14 protein-coding genes are annotated in these 15151 nt (G+C 74.4%); 8 read left to right on the top strand and 6 right to left on the bottom strand.

Translation table 11 applies throughout. From position 1 onward, the window contains the following. Nucleotides 1–9 precede the first annotated feature (9 nt). The gene (locus IN07_RS02625) at nt 10–348 is read right to left on the bottom strand and encodes a hypothetical protein (protein ID WP_036333384.1); all 339 of its coding nucleotides are present in this window, start codon (nt 346–348) and stop codon (nt 10–12) included. Nucleotides 349–579: 231 nt separating this feature from the next. Here IN07_RS02625 and IN07_RS02630 point away from each other — a divergent pair, with 231 nt between their 5' ends. Beyond that, nucleotides 580–2694: a putative bifunctional diguanylate cyclase/phosphodiesterase gene (locus tag IN07_RS02630; RefSeq protein WP_052090606.1), complete on the top strand. Its 2115-nt coding sequence runs from the start codon at nt 580–582 to the stop codon at nt 2692–2694. 75 nt (nt 2695–2769) lie between these two features. Here IN07_RS02630 and IN07_RS02635 read toward each other — a convergent pair whose 3' ends face one another. Further along, complete coding sequence (locus IN07_RS02635) at nt 2770–3327, bottom strand: YceI family protein (RefSeq protein WP_036333315.1); 558 nt, start codon at nt 3325–3327, stop codon at nt 2770–2772. An 89-nt stretch (nt 3328–3416) separates the two neighbouring features. Here IN07_RS02635 and IN07_RS02640 point away from each other — a divergent pair, with 89 nt between their 5' ends. From IN07_RS02640 to IN07_RS26160, 3 genes are all read left to right on the top strand, one after another. Beyond that, nucleotides 3417–3923: a MarR family winged helix-turn-helix transcriptional regulator gene (locus IN07_RS02640; protein WP_052090608.1), complete on the top strand. Its 507-nt coding sequence runs from the start codon at nt 3417–3419 to the stop codon at nt 3921–3923. A 114-nt stretch (nt 3924–4037) separates the two neighbouring features. Next, complete coding sequence (locus IN07_RS26155; RefSeq protein WP_231557963.1) at nt 4038–4538, top strand: type IV toxin-antitoxin system AbiEi family antitoxin; 501 nt, start codon at nt 4038–4040, stop codon at nt 4536–4538. Further along, the gene (locus IN07_RS26160) at nt 4499–4909 is read left to right on the top strand and encodes an endonuclease domain-containing protein (RefSeq protein WP_231557964.1); all 411 of its coding nucleotides are present in this window, start codon (nt 4499–4501) and stop codon (nt 4907–4909) included. Before IN07_RS26155 ends, IN07_RS26160 begins: the two co-directional genes overlap by 40 nt. 94 nt (nt 4910–5003) lie before the next feature. On the opposite strand, the gene IN07_RS02650 is transcribed toward IN07_RS26160, so the two are convergent. From IN07_RS02650 to IN07_RS02660, 3 genes are all read right to left on the bottom strand, one after another. Beyond that, nucleotides 5004–6164 carry a glycerophosphodiester phosphodiesterase gene (locus IN07_RS02650; protein ID WP_036333317.1) on the bottom strand — a complete coding sequence of 387 codons (1161 nt, stop codon included), beginning with the start codon at nt 6162–6164 and terminating at the stop codon, nt 5004–5006. 172 nt (nt 6165–6336) lie between these two features. Continuing rightward, complete coding sequence (locus IN07_RS02655) at nt 6337–7101, bottom strand: crotonase/enoyl-CoA hydratase family protein (protein WP_036333319.1); 765 nt, start codon at nt 7099–7101, stop codon at nt 6337–6339. A gap of 29 nt (nt 7102–7130) precedes the next feature. After that, nucleotides 7131–7985: a patatin-like phospholipase family protein gene (locus IN07_RS02660; protein ID WP_036333390.1), complete on the bottom strand. Its 855-nt coding sequence runs from the start codon at nt 7983–7985 to the stop codon at nt 7131–7133. A 93-nt stretch (nt 7986–8078) separates the two neighbouring features. Here IN07_RS02660 and IN07_RS02665 point away from each other — a divergent pair, with 93 nt between their 5' ends. Then, the gene (locus tag IN07_RS02665) at nt 8079–9872 is read left to right on the top strand and encodes a class I adenylate-forming enzyme family protein (protein ID WP_036333321.1); all 1794 of its coding nucleotides are present in this window, start codon (nt 8079–8081) and stop codon (nt 9870–9872) included. On the opposite strand, the gene IN07_RS02670 is transcribed toward IN07_RS02665, so the two are convergent. After that, on the bottom strand, nt 9802–11943 hold the full coding sequence (locus IN07_RS02670; RefSeq protein ID WP_231557965.1) for an MMPL family transporter: 2142 nt from the start codon (nt 11941–11943) through the stop codon (nt 9802–9804). The genes IN07_RS02665 and IN07_RS02670 overlap by 71 nt on opposite strands. A 40-nt stretch (nt 11944–11983) precedes the next feature. Between IN07_RS02670 and IN07_RS23730 the strand changes: the two genes are divergently transcribed. The 3 genes from IN07_RS23730 to IN07_RS02685 all read left to right on the top strand — a co-directional run bounded on the left by IN07_RS23730 (nt 11984) and on the right by IN07_RS02685 (nt 15139). Beyond that, nucleotides 11984–12526, top strand: coding sequence for a MarR family winged helix-turn-helix transcriptional regulator (locus IN07_RS23730; protein ID WP_197058323.1), 543 nt, complete (start codon nt 11984–11986; stop codon nt 12524–12526). A gap of 83 nt (nt 12527–12609) precedes the next feature. Next, nucleotides 12610–13638, top strand: a complete 1029-nt coding sequence (locus IN07_RS02680; RefSeq protein WP_036333323.1) for a potassium channel family protein — start codon at nt 12610–12612, stop codon at nt 13636–13638. Nucleotides 13639–13771: 133 nt separating this feature from the next. Further along, entirely contained in the window at nt 13772–15139 is a 1368-nt protein-coding gene (locus IN07_RS02685; protein ID WP_036333325.1) for an APC family permease, read from the top strand. Nucleotides 15140–15151 lie beyond the last annotated feature (12 nt).

A 15151-nucleotide genomic window follows, 5' to 3' on the forward strand; every position in this document is an offset into this window, starting at 1 on the left:
ACCGAGGCCTCACGACGACGGCCGGTCCGCCACCACCCAGGACGCCGCGGCGGCGACCACCGTCACCAGCCCGACCGCCAGCCAGGCCGGCCAGCCGACGCCGATCGCCAGCACGTGCGCCAGGACGAAGGCGGCCACGTAGCCGACCGCCAGCGCGGCGGCGATCGCCGGCCCGCGACGGCGGTACCAGAGCCACCCGGCGGCCAGGCCGCCCACGGCGAACACGACGCCGCCGAGCGCCCGCACGCCGGTGCCCTGGGCCACGCCGAACCCGGCGGCCAGTCCGACGGCCACCGCGACGGCCGACGGGAAGCGGGTCTGCACGCGACTGAGGGTCGAGGTCGACATGTCGCCCAGTGTCCCAGCGTCCGTGGGCCGGTGGGATCGGTCCCGGGCGGCGGCGACCGTCGCCGCCGTGGGCCGGGTCGAGGCCACGACGGCACTGTCGTGCGGGAGCAGTGGAGTCCCGCTGCCGACCCGTGGGTTCCCTTCGGCGGCCGGGCGCAGCGCGGGCTGATCGGTGATCCTGGGCGGTACGGTTCGCCGTCCGAGTCCGTCGGACGGTGCGAGGAGTCGCCGATGACCCAGCACGCCGGGCCACCACCGTGGGTGGCCGAGGGGTCCTGGCGCGCGCGGACGACGGAGGCGCTGACCTCGATCAGCGAGGCGGTCTGCTTCCTGGACGCCGAGTACCGCTACACCTGGGTCAACGCCGCCGCCGAGCGGCTGCTGGAGCGGACGGCCGCCGAGCTCGTCGGCCAGGTGCTGTGGACGCAGTTCCCGGACCGGCCCGGTGCCGCGTGGCAGGAGTCGGTCCGCCGGGCCCGGGCGACGGGTGAGAGCCAGCAGCTGGAGTTCTTCTACGAGCCGCTGGACCGGTGGTTCGAGGTGCGCACCTACCCCGTCCTCGACGACCTGGTCCTGTTCTTCCGCGACGTGCACGAACGTCGCACCCTGGACGAGGAGCGGGCCGCGGAGTCCTCGCTGGTCCGGGCGGTGCTCAACGCACTGCCGGCCCGCACGGCCATCCTCGACGGCGACGGGACGATCCTGACCACCAACGCGGCCTGGGCCCTGGGGACGACGACGGCGGGGCGGCCGGGCGCATGCCAGACCGGTGACGACTACCTGGCCGCCTGCCGCGCGCTGGCCGCCACGGGCGACCCCGACGCCCGGATCGCGGTCGAGGGCCTGGAGGCGGTGCTGGCGCGGCGGGCGCCGTCCTTCTCCTTCGACTACTGCCCGCCACCCGCCGCCGGTACCGCACCGCCCGGCAGCTGGTGGCACCTGCAGGCCTTCCCGGTGGACGGCAGACCGGGCCTCGTCGTCACCCACACCGACATCACCGACCGGGTGCGCGCGGAACAGCAGGCCGCCTGGCAGGCCCGCCACGACCACCTCACCGAGCTGCCCAACCGGGCAGCCCTGCACGAGACGATCGCCGGGGCGCTGGCCGAGGACGGCGGCCCGGTGACCGTCCTGTACCTGGACGTCGACGGGTTCAAGCAGGTCAACGACTCGCTCGGGCACTCGGTCGGCGACCTGCTGCTGCAGGAGCTGGCGGCGCGGCTGTCGCGGCGGACCCGCGCCACGGACGTGGTCGGCCGGCTCGGCGGCGACGAGTTCGTCGTCGTCGCCCGCGACTGCGACGCCCCGGCCGGGGAGCTGCTGGCCCGGCGGTTCCGCGCGGTCTTCGACGACCCCTTCGAGCTCGCCGGGACCCGGCTGTCGCTGACCGCCAGCATCGGGACGGCCACCTCCGACCCGGCGCACACCGGGCCCGAGGACCTGCTCCGGGACGCCGACGCCGCGATGTACGCCGCCAAGTCCGACGGCCGGGACCAGCACCTGCACTTCACCCCGGCCCTGCGCGCGAGCCTGGAGGACCGGTGGCAGGTCGTCAGCCACCTGCGGAACGCGGCAGCGCTGGACCAGCTGACCGTGTGCTGGCAGCCGGTGGTGCACCTGCCCAGCGGCGACGTGACCGGGTGCGAGGCGCTCCTGCGATGGGACCACCCGCACCGCGGCCGACTCGAGCCCACCGGGTTCGTCCCGATCGCCGAGGAGACCGGGGTGATCGTGCCGATCACCCGCTGGCTGCTGCGGACGGCGATCGACCAGGCCGAGGTGTGGCAGGCCCAGGGCCACCAGCTGGCCGTGGCGGTCAACGTGAGCGCCGTCCACCTCTCCGCCGGGACACTGGTCGACGACGTCCTCGAGGCGCTGGCCGCGCGGGACCTGGACCCGGGGAGCCTGGTGCTGGAGCTGACCGAGACGGCGCTGGCGCGCGATCCCGAGCACGCGGTGGCCCAGTTCCGTGCACTGCGCGGCCACGGCGTCCGGATCGCCATCGACGACTTCGGAGCCGGGTACAGCTCCCTGGCGGCGGTGGCCTCGCTGCCCGCGGACGTGCTCAAGGTGGACCGCGCGCTCGTCGCCGGCCCCCTGCCGGCCGCCGCCACGGTTCCCGAGGCGCTCCTCGGCGCGGTCGCCGCCCTGGGCGCGGCGCTGGAGATGGCTGTGCTCGCCGAAGGGGTGGAGACCGCCGAGCAACTGGAGCTGGCCCGCCGGGTGGGGTGCACCTACGCCCAGGGCCACCACATCTCCCCGCCGGTGACCGGCGAGCGGCTGGGTGCACTGCTCGCCGAGGGCCGGCGACAGAGCGGGCACCAGCGCCTGCCCGACCACACCTGAGACGCAGCAGAGCTCCCACCCGACCGGGTGGGAGCTCTGCTGTCAGGGTCGTCCTCAGGAGGACGGGGTCCTTGCTCAGGCGGTGCGGAGCACGCCCTCGATCTCCAGCTCGACCTCGATCTTGTCGCCGACGACGACGCCGCCGCCGTCCATCGGCATGTCGATGTCCACGCCGAACTCCTTGCGGGAGATGGAGGTCTTGCCGGAGAAGCCGGCGCGCGTGCCGCCGTAGGCGTCCGGGCCGAAGCCGTTGAGCTCCAGGGCCAGGGTGACCGGCTTGGTGATGCCCTTGATCGTCAGGTCGCCCTCGACGACCCAGTCCTCACCCTTGTTGCGCACGCCGGTGGAGCGGAACTCCATGACCGTGTGGTTGCCGACGTCGAAGAAGTCCGCGGACTTGATGTGCGCGTCGCGCTGCTCCTGGCGGGTGTCGATCGAGTCCATGTCGATCTTCGCGTGCACCGCGGACTGCGACGGGTCCTCGGCGGTGACGATCTCGCCGGAGAACTCGCGGAAGTAGCCGCGGACCTTGCTGACCATCATGTGGCGGACCGAGAAGCCCACCGTGGAGTGGGAGGCGTCGATGTCCCACGTGCCGACGACGTAGCCGGGGATCTGGGTGGTGCTGGCCATGGTGACCTCCGAGTGGTTGAGCGTTTGACTGCCTGCGTCCTGCGGTAGCGTAGTTGAATGCTTGAGTATTCCGCCAGTACCCTCGCACCATGACGAGTGACGTGTCCCCCGCGGCGCGGGCTGTCCCGGTCCCGCCGGCCGCGACGCGCTGGCTGGACGCCGAGGAACAGCGCGCCTGGCGCGCCTGGCTGTACAGCTGGATGCTGCTCGACGACCGGCTCGACCGCGAGCTGACCCGGGAGACGGGCATCTCGCACGCCTACTACGAGATCCTCGTCCAGCTGTCGGAGACCGAGGGCCGGCAACTGCGGATGAGCCAGCTCGCCGAACGCTGCCTGTCCTCCCGCAGCCGGCTCTCCCACGCGGTCTCCCGGCTCGAGGAACGCGGGTGGGTCCGCCGGCAGGTCTGCCCCGAGGACGGGCGTGGGCAGCTCGCCGTCCTCACCGACGAGGGGTTCGCGGCGCTGGAGGGTGCCGCCCCGGTGCACGTGGAGAGCGTGCGCAGCCACCTGTTCGACCAGCTCAGCCCGGAGCAGGTCGCCGCGATGCAGGACATCGGCGAGACCCTGCTGCGCCACCTGAACGACGAGGCGTAGCCGCCCGAGTGACAGCTCAGCGGGCTTCCCGGGCCGGGGAAGCCCGCTGGGCTGTCACTCACCGGCTGTGGACGGCGGCAACGGCGACCTGCCCGGCTGCGGCAGGGTGCGGCGGTGCCCCGCCCGACCCGACGTCCCGAGCGACTCCGCGGCCGCGTCTTCCGCGGCACGGCAGCCGTCCGCAGCGGACTGCTCACCCCGGACGACCTCCGCAGTGCCGCCTGGGTGCGACTGTTCCCCGACGTCTACGCCGACGCCGCCCTCGACCTCACCCACACGGTGCGCGCGCAGGCGGTGGGCCGGCTGCTGCTCCCGCACGGCGTCGTCTCCGGGGGCAGCGCCGCGGTGCTCTGGGGACTGACCGACCTCGCCCGACCGGAGGACGACGTGGAGGTGACCGTCGCACCCGGGACGCCCCGCGGCGCCGCTCCCGGGATGGCGGTGCGCCGCCGCGTCCTCCCCGGAGAGCGGGTGCGTCCCGTCGAGGGAGTCCGCGCGACCGCGCCGGAGACGACCGCGCTGGAGCTCGCCGGACGCTCCCCCTCGACGACGGCGTCGTCCTGCTGGACCGGTTCGTGGCGGCGCGGACCACCACGCTGGCGACCCTGCGGCTGACGGCCGCCGAGCTGACCGGCCGCGGGTGCCGCCGGGCCCGGACGGCGTGCGCTCTCGCCGACGGCCTGGCCGCCTCCCCGCCGGAGACCCGGCTCCGGCTCTTGCTCGGCCGGTCGTCGCTGCCGCCGCCGGTGGCCCAGCACGTCGTCCGGCACGGCGGGGTCTTCCTGGCGCGGGTCGACTTCGCCTGGCCGGAGCGCCGCATCGCACTGGAGTACGAGGGCGCGTGGCACACCACCCGGGTCGCCGCGGACCGCCGGCGGATCGAGTCCCTCCAGGCGGCCGGCTGGCGGGTCCTGTTCGTCACCGCAGCGGACCTGCACTCCCCCGCCGAGCTGCTCGCGAGGATCGCCGCCGCACTCAGCGAGTGACAGCACAGCGGGCTTCCCGGGTCGGGGAAGCCCGCTGAGCTGTCAGTCACCGCGCCCTGACCGCGGGCGGGCCGGTGGCCCGCCCGCGGCTGCGTCAGGCGGCCGGGGCCAGCTCGACGTCCGCGTCCAGGAAGAGGTCGCGGGTGAGCACGCCGGTGTCCGGGTTGTCGGTGAAGATCCCGTCCACGCCGGCCGCCCAGAACGCCAGCTGCTCCTCCAGCGCCCGGCCGTAGGCCGCCGGGTCGGTCCCCTCGTCGAGCTCGGCCGGCAGGAACTCGTTCTCGTTGCGGAACGTGTACGGGTGCACCAGCAGGTCAACGGCGTGGGCGTCCGCGACGAAGGACGTCGGCTCCCCCAGCGTCCCGTCCTCGGCCAGCGGGATCACCTGCGACTTCTCCGGGCCCACCCCGTCGGCGTACCGGGAGATCACGGCCAGCCCGACCGCGGTGGACAGGTCGGCGTAGGTGTACGGCAGGCCCGCGGCGACCAGGTCGGCCGGGGCGCCACTGGCCGACAGCAGCTGCACCAGCGGCACCTTCACCCCGGCGGCGTCCAGCTCCCGGAGGTTCGTCGTCTCGAACGACTGCAGGAACACCGGGGAACGGCGCCGGTCCAGGTCCGCCTCGCGCAGGTCGGCCACCAGCGGCTCCTCGAGCGAGAGCCCGATCCCGTCGAAGTAGGTGGGGTGCTTGGTCTCGATGTAGGCACCGATCTCCCGGCGCAGCTCACGGCTGAGGTCCGCGCGCAGCTGGAGGAACTCGTCCAGCGTCGGCACCGCGAACAGCCCGTCGTAGAGGGTGTTCTCCTCCCGCAGCTCGGGCAGCCGCTCGACCGCGCGCAGCGTCTGCAGCTCCGCCAGCGTGAAGTCCTCGGTGAACCAGCCGGTCAGCTCCACCCCGTCGATCGTCTTGGTCGTCTGCCGGTCGGCGAACTCCGGGCGGTCGGCCACGTCGGTGGTGCCGGAGATCTCGTTCTCGTGCCGGCAGACCAGCACCGCGTCGGCGGTGCTGACCGCGTCGCACTCGATGTAGTCCGCGCCCATCCGGGCGGCCAGCTCGTAGGAGGCCAGCGTGTGCTCCGGCCGGTAGCCGGAGGCGCCGCGGTGACCGATGACCAGCAGGTCCTCGGCGGGATCGACTCCGTGGTCGGCACCGCTCGGCGGAGTGGCCGAGGACGCCGGGGCGACCACCAGGGACAGCAGGACGGCGAGCAGCGCTGTCAGCACAGCGGCGGACAGCCGGGACGTACGGCTCATCGGGACTCCCACGGGCTCGGACGGCGACCCTCGCCGACGGCCCGCCCGTCAGCACAGTGGGACCACAGCCCCCGCACAGGCAATGCCCGGCGAACAACGGGTGAAGCCCACCACCGTCCACGGCGGGTCGCCCGGCGGGTCGCGTCAGCGGGTCACCGCCGCGCCCGGGGACTCACTCCCCGCGCCACACCGGGGCGCGCTTCTCGGCGAAGGCGCGAGCGCCCTCCAGTGCGTCGGCCGAGCCGAACACCTGGTCGGCCAGCTCCCGCTGGGCCTCGAGCGCGGCCCTGTCGGTCCAGCCGACCGACCCGGCGATCAGCTGCTTGCTGGCCCGGACCCCGAGCGGGCCGTTGACCGCGATCCGCGCGGCCAGCTCCCGCGCCCCGGCCAGCGCACCCCCGGGCTCGGTGAGGACGTTGACCAGCCCGAACCGGTGCGCCTCCTCGGCGGGCAGCGGGTCACCGGTCAGCGCCATCTCCATCGCGCGCTGGTAGGGCAGCGCCTTGGCCAGTCGGAGCACCCCACCGCCGGCGGCGAACAGCCCGCGCTTGACCTCCGGGATGCCGAACCGGGCGTCCCGGGCGGCCACCACCAGGTCGGCGGAGAGCGCCAGCTCGCAGCCGCCGGCCAGCGCCCAGCCCTCGACCGCGGCGATCAGCGGCTTGGCCGGCGGCGCCTCGGTGAGCCCGGCGAACCCGCGGCCCTCGATCCGCGGGCGCTCGCCGCGGGCGAAGGCCTTGAGGTCCATGCCCGCGCAAAAGGTCCCGCCGGCGCCGGTCAGCACCAGGACGGCGACGTCGTCGCGGGCCTCGAACTCGTCGATCGCGGCCGCCAGGGCCTCGGTCGTCGCCAGGTCGACGGCGTTCTTCGCCGCCGGCCGGTTCAGGGTCAGCACCCCGACCCCGTCAGTCACCTCGGTGAGCACTGGTGCGGTCATGGACTGCCCTCTCGTCCGGTCGGCATGGGTCAGCCCTGCCACACGTCGGCGACCCGGGCGGCGACGCTCGCCGCCTGGGCGCGCCCGGCCCGGGCCGATGGCGCGCGGGCGGCGGGGTCGAGCACGTTCTTGCCGATGGCGGCCCGGCTCGCCGCGTCCGGGGAGACGACGGCGACCCGGCTGACCAGGCCGGTGACCTGGGCGTCGACGCTGGCCATCGGGCCGGTGCCGCGCGGCAGGGGAGCGATCACCACGATCCGGTCGTAGGCGGCGGCCAGGTCGGCGTTGGCCGTGGAGCGCATGCCGCCGTCCATGTAGCGCTTGTCGCCGACGGTCACTGGCGGGTAGACGCCCGGGACGGCGCAGCTGGCGCCCACGGCGGTGACCAGGTCGACCCCGGACTTCCGGGTGAAGGTGGTGAACTCACCGTCGGCGGTGTCGATCGCGGTGACCACCAGCGGCCGGTCGGGCCACTGCGCCCCGGCGAGCCGGGACTCGATCGCGGCCCGGCGCTCCTCCTCCGACGGCGTCCGGCCGGTGTCGGCGGCGGTGCGCGCCAGCTGCCCGATCCGGCGGCGGAAGGCCACGTCGTCGCGGCGGGCCAGCAGCATGGCCAGCCCGTAGCGGGCCAGCGTGCCGCGGCCCAGCCGGGAGGCGCGCTCGTTCGGACCGACCGGCTCCAGCTGTCGCGCGTGCAACGACTCGACGTCGGCGCCGGTGGTGAGCAGGGCGCCGACCACCGAGCCGGCCGAGGTGCCGACGACGAGGTCGGCCGTGCTCAGGTCGATGCCGGCCTCGGCGAGCCCGGCGACGACCCCGATCTCCCAGGCGATGCCGGTGATGCCGCCGCCACCGAGGACCAGGGCCGTGCGCTGAGAGCTCATCAGGCCATCCTGACGCACGATGTCGGTCTCGACGCGGAGGGTGACGTACGCCACCCTGGGCCCCGGCAACGACGCTGCGCGGGAGGACGACGGATGACGACGACGCAGGCCCACGGCACCACCACGACACCGACCGAGCCGTCTGCCGAGCGGTCCCCCTGGCCCCCCGGGCTGCCCCGCTCGCTGGACTACCCGCTCCTCCCGGTCGGCTCGGTGCTGCGGGCCGCGGTGCGCCGCTGGGGCGACCGGACGGCCTTCGTCCACCACGACGTGGAGCTGTCGTTCACCGAACTGGGCCGCCGGGCGCACGCGGTGGCCGCCGGGCTCGCCGCCCGCGGCATCGGGCGGGGCGACGTGGTGGCCGTGCACCTGCCGAACTGCCTGCAGTACCCGGCCGTCTACTACGGCGTGCTGCTGGCCGGGGCGACCTTCTCCCCCACCAACCCGCTGCTGCCGCCGGCCGGGCTGGCGCACCAGCTGGCCGACGCCGGCGCCCGGGCACTGGTCACCTGGGAGCCGGTGCTGCCCGTCGTCCGCGCGGCACTGCCCGGCACCGCGGTGCAGACCGTGGTGGTCACCGGCCCGCAGCAGATCGCCGACCCATCCGCCGCCGTCGACCTCACCGACCTGCCGGACGCCGTCTCCCTCGGTGACCTGCTGGCCGCCGACCCGACCGACGCCCACCGCGACGCGGACCTCGACCCGGTCACCGACCTGGCGCACCTGGCCTACACCGGCGGCACCACCGGGGTGAGCAAGGGCGTGGAGCTGCCGCACCGGGCCGTGGTCACCAACGTGCTCCAGTCGGCCTGCTTCAGCACCGGCTCGGTGCCGGCGCTGGACGCCGAGGGCGACGTCACCCTCGACCAGTTCGGCAGCCCGGCCGAGCACCCCACCCGGCTGGGCACCGCCACGATCATCAACCTGACGCCGTGGTTCCACGCGATGGGGGTGATCGGGTACCTCAACGGGCGGGTGCTGGCCGGCGCGACCGTGGTGGTCCACGACCGGTTCGACCCGGCGCACTACCTGGCCGACGCCGTCCGGTACCGGGTGACCAGCATCGGCGGGGCGCCACCGGTGTTCGTCGCGCTGCTGCAGGTCCCCGGGATCGCCGAGGCCGATCTGTCCAGCGTGCGCGACTTCGCCAGCGGTGCGGCGCCGCTGCCGGTGCCGCTGATCGAGCGGATGGCGGCACTGGTGCCCGGGGTGGTGATCGCCGAGGGCTACGGGCTGACCGAGGTGACGATGATGGCGACCGGCAACCCGCCGCACACCTCGGGGATCCGCAAGGCCGGCACGGTCGGCGTCCCGCTGCCGGACACCGAGATCAGCATCCGCCCGCTCGGCGGCGGCGACCCGCTGCCGGCCGGGGAGCGCGGCGAGGTGTGCATCCGCGGCCCGCAGGTGATGCGCGGGTACGCCGGGCGCCCGGATGCGACGGCGGAGTCGATCGACCCCGACGGCTGGTTCCACACCGGCGACGTCGGGGTGCTCGACGCCGACGGCTACCTGGCGATCGTCGACCGCACCAAGGACATGCTGCTCTACAAGGGCTACAACGTCTTCCCGCGCGAGCTGGAGGAGATCCTGTTCGGCACCCCGGGGGTGGCCGCCGCCGCGGTGGTCGGCCGGCCCGACCCGGAGGCCGGCGAGCTGCCGGTCGCCTATGTGGTGCGCCGGGCCGACGACGCCGGTGCGGCGCTGACCGCGGCGGGCGTGATGGCGGTGGTCAACGAGCAGGTGACGCCGTACAAGCGGCTGCGGGACGTCGTCTTCGTCGACGCCCTCCCGGTGTCGCCGGCCGGGAAGGTGCTCAAGCGCGAGTTGACTGCGCGTGAGCGTGCCGCGGGCGCGCATGGGCCGGCCGCCGACGGGACCGGCTGAACGGCCACCACCAGTTGACGTCGCCGAACAGCGCGACCAGCGCGGGCGTGAGCACCCCGCGCACCACGGTGGCGTCCAGGAGGATGCCGAGGGCCAGCGTGGTGGCGAAGATCTTCACGTCGACCACCGGCACCGTGGAGAGCGCGACGAAGGCCAGGAAGAGGATCAGCGCCGCCGAGGTGACCAGCCGGCCGGTGTACGCCACGCCGTGCACGGTCGCCTCGGCGGTGCTCATCCCCGCGTCCCGGCCCTCCCGGATCCGGGACAGGATGAACACCTCGTAGTCCATCGACAGCCCGAACAGGAACGAGAACGCGGCCACCGGCACCCAGAAGGTGAGCGTGCCGGTCGCGGAGGCGCCGAAGAGCAGGTCGGTCAGGTTCCCCTCCTGCCAGATCCACACGGTCATCCCGTAGGCGGCCGCGATCGAGACGACGTTGAGCAGCAGTGCCTTGACCGGCAGCCAGATCGAGCGCAGCGCCGGGGCGAGCAGCGCGAAGGTGATGACGACGACCAGCGGCAGCACCCACCAGGCGTTGCCGTAGATCGCCTCGACCGAGTCGGCGTCGCCGGCCGCGGTGCCGCCGACCCGGGCGCCGGGGAGCTCGTCGGCGGCCGCCCGGACGGCGGTGAGCGCCTCCCGGCCGGCCGTGGACGACGGGTCGTCGGCGAGGACGACGTCCACCAGCCCCGTCCCGCCCTGCTCCCAGGACTCCCCCGCCGGCGCCAGCACCCCGGCCACGCCAGCGACCTCGGACAGCCGATCGACGGCGGCCGCGCGGTCGTCGGTGAGCACCTCCACGGGCCGGGCCAGCCCCTCCGGCAGGCCGTCGCCGGTGAGCTGCTGGAAGGCGGTCGCCGCCGGGGACGACCCGGTGGCGATGGCCGAGACCTGCGGGGTGCCCAGCTTGATGCCGAGGACGGGCGAGGCGAGCAGCAGCAGGAGCACGGTGGCCAACGCTGCGGAGACCCAGCGGTGCCGCACCACCGCCGTCCCGATCCGGTGCCAGGTGCGGCTCTCCGTGCCGTGCAGCCGGCGCCGCGGCCACTCCAGCCGGGGCCCGGCCGAGGCCAGCACGACCGGCAGCAGGGTGAGCGCGACGAGCACGCTGACCAGCGGGATGAACAGCCCACCGAAGCCGACGGTGCGCAGGAAGGGCAGCGGCAGCACCACGAGGGACAGCAGCGAGATCGCGACGGTGACCCCGCTGAACACGACCGCCCGCCCGGCGGTGGTCATCGCGGTGCGCACCGCGACCAGGTCGTCGGCGCCGGCGGCGCGCTCCTCGCGCCAGCGCATGACCACCAGCAGCGAGTAGTCGATCGCCACGCCCAGGCCGATCAGCCCGACCAGGTACTGCACGATGAAGCTGACGTCGGTGACCGTGGTCAGGACGAGCACCAGCAGGAAGGTCGTGGTGATCGCCACCGCGGCGACCAGCAGCGGCACCAGCGCCAGCAGCGAGCCGAACACCAGCGCCAGGACGACGATCGCCCCGCCGGCGCCGAGGGCGATCTCCACGATGATCGGGCGCTCCTCACCGCCGCCCTCGGCCAGCACCGGGGTACCGGTGACGACCGGCTCGGCCCCGGCCACGGTGACCCCCTGCAGCGCTCCCTCCAGCTGGGGCAGCGCGGCCGCGTAGGGCGCCGGGCCCTCGACCGCGGGGGGCCACACCAGCGCGACCGCGGTGCCGTCGGCGGCGAGCACGTCGGCGGCCGCGCCCTCGTCGAGCGGGCTGGCCACCCGCCAGCCGGGCTGCCGCAGCCGGTCGACGACGGCGGCGAGCTCGTCCCGGTTCTCGCCGACGGTGCTGCCCTCGGGCAGGGGAACGGTGACCACCAACGGGTCGACGCCCCCGCCATTGCCGAACTGCTCGGTGATGGCCTGGTTCGCCTCGTAGGCCGGCTGGCCGGGCGTGGAGAAGTCGAAGCCCAGCCGGTCGATCGTGGTCGGCGCGAGCACACCGCCCACCACCGCGAGCGCCAGCCAGGCGAGCACCACGATCCGGCGGTGCCCGAGCACCCAGTCGGCCAGTGCGCCCATCTTCTCCTCCTCGACCCCGACCATCAGGAGACTGATGCTCCGTCGGCAACCTACGGTGTCCTGCGTGGAGGAGCCAGTGGACGGGGTCGATCCGGGGGCAGAGCTGCCGCGCTGGCTCGCCGACGACCCGGCCGGCATCCCCGCCTACGCCCTCGCCCGGGCCGGCGCCGCGGTCAACGCCCTCTTCTCCCGGCAGCTGGCCACCGTCGGGCTGCGGCCGCACACCTTCGTGGTGCTGGTCCACCTGGCCCGCGCCCGCACGCTCACCTCGGCGGAGCTGGCCCGCCGGCTCCAGCTGACACCGCAGAGCATGAGCACCCTGCTGCACGGGCTGGTCGACGCCGGCTGGGTCGAGCGGCCCGGTCCCGTCCGCCGCGGGCAGAGGTCCGAGGTGCACCTCACCGAGGCCGGGCACCGGGCGCTGCTGGCGGCCGGCCCGGTGCTGGCCGAGCTGGGCCGCCCCGCCGTCCTGGGGCTGACCGAGGCGGAGGCGGCGACGCTGCACGGCCTGCTGGAGCGGGTGCTGGCCGCCGTCCAGCCACCACCCGGGGTGGGCCGGGACGGCGGGCCGCAGCCGAACCCCGGAGCGGCCGACACCACCGGTTGAGCGCCCGGCCACCCCGCGACACCCAGCGACGGCGGCTATCGTCCCGCCGGTGACGTGCGAGCAGCCGGTCCGGTGAACAGCACATGGTGAACCAGGACCACAGCGGCGTCCACCTGCCGCACACCGAGGAGTCCCCGGCCCGGCAGGTCTGGCGCCGGGTGCTGATCGCCGCCATCGTGCTGACCGCCACCGTGCTGATCGTCTACCTGCACCGGGACAGCTACGCGGACAACCAGGGCGGCGAGATCAGCGTGCTCGACGCCACGTACTACGCCACCGTCACGCTGTCCACCACCGGGTACGGCGACATCGTCCCGGTGACGCCAGGGGCCCGGCTGGTCAACATCCTCGTGATCACCCCACTGCGGATCACGTTCCTGCTCATCCTGATCGGCACCACCCTGGAGGCGCTCACCGCGCGCTCCCGGGAGGAGTTCCAGATCCGACGCTGGAGGTCTCGCGTGCGCCAGCACGTCATCGTGTGCGGCTACGGCACCAAGGGCCGCAGCGCCATCCGCGCCCTGCTCAGCACGGGCACCGACGCCGAGCACATCCTCGTCGTCGACCCCTCGCCCCAGGCCATCGACGAGGCCACCGCCTCCGGGTTCACCGGCGTGCTCGGTGACGCCGGTCGGATGGAGGTGCTGCGCCGCACGTCGGTGGAGAAGGCCCGGGCGGTCATCGTGGCGGCCGACCGCGACGACGCCGCCGTGCTGATCACCCTGACCGTGCGGCAGCTCAACCCGACGGTGCCGATCACCGCGAGCGTCCGCGAGGAGGAGAACGCCAGCCTGCTGCGCCAGTCCGGCGCCGACTCGGTGATCACCTCCTCGGCCACCTCCGGGCGGCTGCTCGGTCTCTCGACCGACCAGCCCGGCGTGGTCGCCGTCGTCGAGGACCTGCTGACCAGCGGGCGGGGGCTGGACCTGGCCCAGCGCACGGTCACCCAGTCCGAGGTCGGCCTGGCGCCGCGTCAGCTGCGGGACGTCGTCCTGTCGGTGGCCCGCGGCGGGCGCACCCTGCGCTTCGACGACCCGCTGATCGGCACCCTGCAGAGCGAGGACGTGCTCGTGGTCGTCAAGGCCCACCGGGCCGCGGCCGAGAAGGGCTGACCCGCCTCAGCGGAGGTCGCGGATCGCCGCGCGGACGACGACGTCCACCGCCGGCATGTCCGGTTCGGTCGGCTCACCCGGAAGGGCCGGGACTCCGGTTGCCGCTGCCCGAGCACCCACCCAGACTCGGCCGGTGACCCAGCACCAAGATCAGCAGACCGGCGCAGCCGGCGGCGACGACACCGCGCTGCGCCGGGCGATCAGCGGCCGGTTGCTCTACCTGTTCATCCTCGGCGACGTCCTCGGCGCCGGGATCTACGCGCTGGTCGGGGAGATCGCCGGCGAGGCCGGCGGCGCGATCTGGGTGCCGATGCTGCTCGCCCTGCTGCTGGCGCTGCTCACCGCCGCCTCCTACGCCGAGCTGGTCACCAAGTACCCCCGGGCCGGCGGCTCGGCCGTCTTCGCCGAGCGGGCCTTCGGCAAGCCGCTGCTGTCGTTCCTGGTCGGCTACTGCATGCTCGCCGCCGGCGTCACCAGCGCCGCGGGCCTGTCCCTGGCCTTCGCCGGTGACTACCTCGGCGTCTTCCTCGACGTCCCGGCGGTGCCGGCCGCACTGGTGTTCCTGCTGCTGGTGGCGTCGCTCAACGCCCGCGGCATCCAGGAGTCGGTGCGGGCCAACGTGGTGATGACCGTGGTCGAGGTGTCCGGGCTCCTGCTGGTCGTCGTGCTGGGTGCGATCGTGCTCGGCCGCGGAGACGGCGACCCGGGCCGGGTGGTGCAGTTCCCCGACGGCGTCGCGCCCGGCACGGCGGTCCTGGCCGCGGCGATCCTGGCCTACTACTCCTTCGTCGGCTTCGAGGTCTCGGCCAACGTCGCCGAGGAGGTGCGCGACGTGCGGCGGGTCTACCCGCGGGCGCTGTTCGGTGCCCTGCTCACCGCCGGGGTCGTCTACGTGCTCGTCGGACTGGTCGCCTCGATCGTGTTGCCCGCCGACGAGCTGGCCGCCTCGACGGGCCCGCTGCTGGCCGTGGTGCAGGCCAGCGGGGTGGCGGTGCCCGACCAGCTGTTCAGCGCCATCGCGCTGATCGCCGTCGCCAACGGCGCCCTGCTCACCATGATCATGGCCAGCCGGATGGCGTTCGGGCTGGCCGAGCAGCGGCTCGTGCCCGCGGTGCTGGGCCGGGTGCTCCCGGTCCGGCGCACCCCGTGGGTGGCGATCGTGGTCACCACCGCGGTGGCGATGTCGCTGACCCTGGTCGGCGACCTGGGGGCGCTGGCGAACATCGTCGTCCTGCTGCTGTTGCTGGTCTTCCTGAGCACGAACGTCGCGGTGCTCGTGCTGCGCCGCGACCGGGTGGCCGCCGAGCACTTCACCGCACCCGTCGTCCTGCCGGTGCTCGCGATCGGCTCGTGCCTGCTGCTGCTCTCGCAGCAGGAGGCCGTCACCTGGCTGCGGGCCGGGCTGCTGCTCCTGGTCGGGGTGCTGCTGTACCTGCTGGCCCAGGCACCCTGGTGGGGTGGCCGGCCGACCCGCCCGCGCGAGCCCGCCCCGGCCGGATGAGACTGCAGGCGT

The organism is Modestobacter caceresii (assembly GCF_000761485.1).
Lineage (GTDB): Bacteria > Actinomycetota > Actinomycetes > Mycobacteriales > Geodermatophilaceae > Modestobacter > Modestobacter caceresii.

Bases quoted from the DNA above. Each gene is read 5' to 3' on its own strand.
- IN07_RS02625 (WP_036333384.1), bottom strand. From the start codon at position 348: ATGTCGACCTCGACCCTCAGTCGCGTGCAGACCCGCTTCCCGTCGGCC.
- IN07_RS02630 (WP_052090606.1), top strand. From the start codon at position 580: ATGACCCAGCACGCCGGGCCACCACCGTGGGTGGCCGAGGGGTCCTGG.
- IN07_RS02635 (WP_036333315.1), bottom strand. From the start codon at position 3,327: ATGGCCAGCACCACCCAGATCCCCGGCTACGTCGTCGGCACGTGGGAC.
- IN07_RS02640 (WP_052090608.1), top strand. From the start codon at position 3,417: ATGACGAGTGACGTGTCCCCCGCGGCGCGGGCTGTCCCGGTCCCGCCG.
- IN07_RS02650 (WP_036333317.1), bottom strand. From the start codon at position 6,164: ATGAGCCGTACGTCCCGGCTGTCCGCCGCTGTGCTGACAGCGCTGCTC.
- IN07_RS02655 (WP_036333319.1), bottom strand. From the start codon at position 7,101: ATGACCGCACCAGTGCTCACCGAGGTGACTGACGGGGTCGGGGTGCTG.
- IN07_RS02660 (WP_036333390.1), bottom strand. From the start codon at position 7,985: ATGAGCTCTCAGCGCACGGCCCTGGTCCTCGGTGGCGGCGGCATCACC.
- IN07_RS02665 (WP_036333321.1), top strand. From the start codon at position 8,079: ATGACGACGACGCAGGCCCACGGCACCACCACGACACCGACCGAGCCG.
- IN07_RS02670 (WP_231557965.1), bottom strand. From the start codon at position 11,943: ATGGTCGGGGTCGAGGAGGAGAAGATGGGCGCACTGGCCGACTGGGTG.
- IN07_RS02680 (WP_036333323.1), top strand. From the start codon at position 12,610: ATGGTGAACCAGGACCACAGCGGCGTCCACCTGCCGCACACCGAGGAG.